The organism is Streptomyces nanshensis, from assembly GCF_001751255.1.
GTDB classification, from domain to species: Bacteria; Actinomycetota; Actinomycetes; order Streptomycetales; family Streptomycetaceae; genus Streptomyces; species Streptomyces nanshensis_A.
In genome coordinates, this window is record NZ_LJGW01000145.1 from 24753 (window position 1) to 28207 (window position 3455).

Genomic DNA, 3455 nt, shown 5'->3' on the forward strand with positions numbered 1-3455 from the left:
CCGGAACCCCGGGGCGTCCGGAATCCGGTGCGCGCCCCGGCCACTCGTCCCGGCAGCCGGACCCCGGAGGCCGCGAGGGCGCCCGTGCGGGCCGCCCGGTCGCCCGCCGGGCACCGCGGAGGGCGCCTTGTTCCGTACTTGCGCGGATGTGCCGGACGTATCGGACGACACGCGCCCGCTTCGACCTCTCGTTCCCCCTTGCTGCGCCCCCATACTGCAAACGTAGGATCAACCTCCGTGGGCGCACTGCTGCAACAACTCCCCTCCCCCCTCGGGGATTTGGCACGTGGCCAGAGAGGAGATCGAGCGTGAGCGGCACGGACGGAACCGGCGAGGGCCGACCGAAGTCGAAGGCGCGTGCCTACAAGGACTTCGACTGGGGAGGCATGGACCGGGCCGGGCAGGCCGCCGCCTTCGACGCGATCGGTGACCGCTACGACGAGGCCTTCCCGCACAAGGAGGGCCAGATCGCCTCCGGCGCCTGGCTCGCCGAGCAGCTTCCCGCCGGCGCACACGTACTGGACCTGGGCTGCGGCACCGGGCTGCCGACCGCGCGTCAGCTCGCCGAGGCCGGGCACCGGGTCACCGGCATCGACCTGTCCGGGGCGATGGTCAAGCTCGCCGAGGAGAACGTGCCGGGCGGCGAGTTCCGCCGCATGGACATCTACGAGGTGGAGCGCTACGACCTCGGCCCGTTCGACGGTGTCGCCGCCTTCTTCTCCCTTCTGATGCTGCCGCGGGCCGAAATTCCCTACGCCCTGCGCATGCTGCACCAGCAACTGCGGGAAGGCGCACCGATGGCCATGTCGATGGTGGAAGCGGATGTGGATGACTTCTCGTTGCCGTTCCTGGGGAACACGATCCGGGTATCCGGCTACCTGCGGGACGAATTGCGCCAGGTCGTGCGGGACGCGGGTTTCGAGATCTGCGGGGAGGACTCCTATGCCTACGCTCCGGCCAGCACGGACGTGCCGCCCGAGATCCAGATCTTCCTGCAGTGCCGCCGGCGGCCGTAGGGAGCGGAGCGCAGTGAGCGCCGCGCGCGCGAGACGCGCGGCCCCGGATGGATGGAAACCGAACGCGTGACGGAGCACAAAGAGCCTGCGACCGGTACAGCAGTGCCGCCGCTCCCACCCGTGGGCACCCCCGCGGCGGGAGGAGCACCGGCGGACTCCCCCGGGCTGCCCCGCTCCGGGGCGCCGCGCTTCGGTGTGCGGTCCGCGATACCCGCGGCGGAGGCGTCACGTACGCCGCACAGCAGTGAACTCCCCGGCTCCTGCGCGGGCGGTGACGAGGCCGAGCAGTTGCGCTCCGCCTCGCGTCCGCGTTCCGGCGCCGGGCGCACCTCGTCACAGCACGAAGCCGCCGAGGGCCCGCGGGGCTCCGGCACAAGGGGCGGCACGGGCCGTGCCGTCCCCGAACCGTCCCACGGTGGGCCGGGATCCGCGTCCAAGCGGCCGTCCCGCGCACCGTCCCCACCCCCGACCGCGGAGAGCGGTGCCGTGTCTCATCCGACCACCGGCGACATGACCGCCGCCGACGTACCGCCGGCCGCCCCGTCCGGAACGTCCCCCGACCCCGCCGCCCCCGAGGCGGCCACGGGCAACGGCGACGCCGCCGAGCGGGAGCGACGCGGCGGCGACCGGCTGCGCTTCGTCGGCGCGGCGACCCGTCGCATCGCACGCGGCATGGACCTGGACGAGACGGTGCTCGGACTGTGCCGGGCGAGCGTCCCCGCGTACTCCGACGCGATCCTCGTCTATCTGCGCGACCCGCTGCCCGTCGGCGACGAGCGCCCCACGGGCCCGGTCGTGCTGCGGCTGCGGCGCAGCGACCGCATCCCGGACGATCCGCACGCCATGGTCGCCGCCGTCTCCACCGCCGAACGGGGCCAGGACGGCGACGCCGCTGGCAACCCCGGCACTCCCGCCTCGGGGCCCTCGCTCTCCGCGGTGTCGGACGGTACGGCGGGCGCCGCCGAGTACGTCGAGGTGCTCAACGGAGGCCCGCTCGCCGAGGTGCTGCGCGGCGTACGTCCCGTCTTCGCCGACGCGCCCGCCGCCCGCGACGCCCTGCCCGAACTGCTCGGCTCCGCGCCCGAGGTGCCCTCCGGGCAGCGCGCCATACTCGCCCCGCTGCGCGGACGCCGAAGAGTCATCGGCGCCGCCGTCTTTCTGCGCGGCCCGGAGCGTGCGCCCTTCGAGCCCGACGACCTGCTGATCGCGGCCCAGTTGGCGACGCACACCGCGCTCGGCGTCGACAAGGCGGTGCTCTACGGCCGCGAGGCGTACATCGCCGACGAGTTGCAGCGCACGATGCTTCCCGACGAGCTGCCGCAGCCCACGGGCTGCCACCTCGCGAGCCGTTATCTGCCGGCGGCGGAGACGGCACGGGTCGGCGGCGACTGGTACGACGCGATCCCGCTGCCCGGCAGCCGGGTCGCCCTCGTCGTGGGCGACGTGATGGGCCACTCCATGACGTCGGCGGCGATCATGGGCCAGCTCCGTACGACGGCGCAGACCCTGGCCGGGCTCGACCTGCCGCCGCAGGAGGTGCTGCACCACCTCGACGAGCAGGCGCAGCGCCTGGGCAGCGACCGCATGGCGACCTGTCTGTACGCGGTCTACGACCCGGTCGCGCACCGCATCATCATCGCCAACGCCGGTCATCCGCCGCCCGTTCTGCTGCACCGCGACGGCCGTGCGGAGGTGCTGCGGATACCGGCAGGCGCGCCGATCGGCGTCGGCGGTGTGGACTTCGAGGCGGTCGAGCTGGACGCCCCGGCGGGCGCGACGCTGCTGCTCTACACCGACGGGCTGGTCGAGTCGCGCCAGCGTGACGTGTGGACGGGCATCGAGCATCTACGCGAGAAGCTCACGGCGACGGCGCGGCTGACCCGTCCCGACGCCTCGGCCCCGCTGGAGCCGCTGTGCGACGAGGTGCTGGACATCCTCGGGCCGGGCGACCGCGACGACGACATCGCGCTGCTCGCCGCCCGGTTCGACGGGATCGCGCCCAGCGACGTCGCGTACTGGTTCCTGGACCCGCGGGCGCAGACCGCCGGTCAGGCCCGCAGGCTCGCGCGGCGCGCGCTGGCCCGCTGGGACCTGGAGGAGCTGTCGGACGCGGTGGAGCTGCTGGTCAGCGAGGTCGTCACCAACGCCGTGCGCTATGCCGAACGTCCCATCACGCTGCGGCTGTTGCGTACGGACACGCTGCGCTGCGAGGTCGGCGACGACGTGCCGCAACTGCCGCGGCTGCGGCAGGCGCGCGCGACGGACGAGGGCGGGCGCGGCCTGTATCTCGTCAACCGGCTGGCACGGCGCTGGGGTGCGACGCGGCTCTCGACGGGCAAGGTCGTCTGGTTCGAACTGCCCGTCAACTGACGGGAGTCGGCACGGGCGTACGCGAACGCGGGTGCGGCAGGGAGCGGTTACGTCCCGCTGCCGCACCCG

Annotated in this window: 2 protein-coding genes; both read left to right on the forward strand. The window is 73.7% G+C overall.

Annotated elements, in window-relative coordinates:
* Positions 1–386: 386 nt before the first annotated feature.
* The gene (locus AN218_RS08740) at positions 387–1016 is read left to right on the forward strand and encodes a class I SAM-dependent DNA methyltransferase (RefSeq protein WP_079131953.1); all 630 of its coding nucleotides are present in this window, start codon (positions 387–389) and stop codon (positions 1014–1016) included.
* A gap of 51 nt (positions 1017–1067) precedes the next feature.
* The gene (locus AN218_RS08745) at positions 1068–3386 is read left to right on the forward strand and encodes a SpoIIE family protein phosphatase (protein ID WP_070016199.1); all 2319 of its coding nucleotides are present in this window, start codon (positions 1068–1070) and stop codon (positions 3384–3386) included.
* Positions 3387–3455: the final 69 nt, after the last annotated feature.

What these genes read in the sequence shown, in the direction of transcription:
- AN218_RS08740 (WP_079131953.1), top strand. Translation starts at nt 387, where the DNA reads ATGGACCGGGCCGGGCAGGCCGCCGCCTTCGACGCGATCGGTGACCGC.
- AN218_RS08745 (WP_070016199.1), top strand. Translation starts at nt 1,068, where the DNA reads ATGGAAACCGAACGCGTGACGGAGCACAAAGAGCCTGCGACCGGTACA.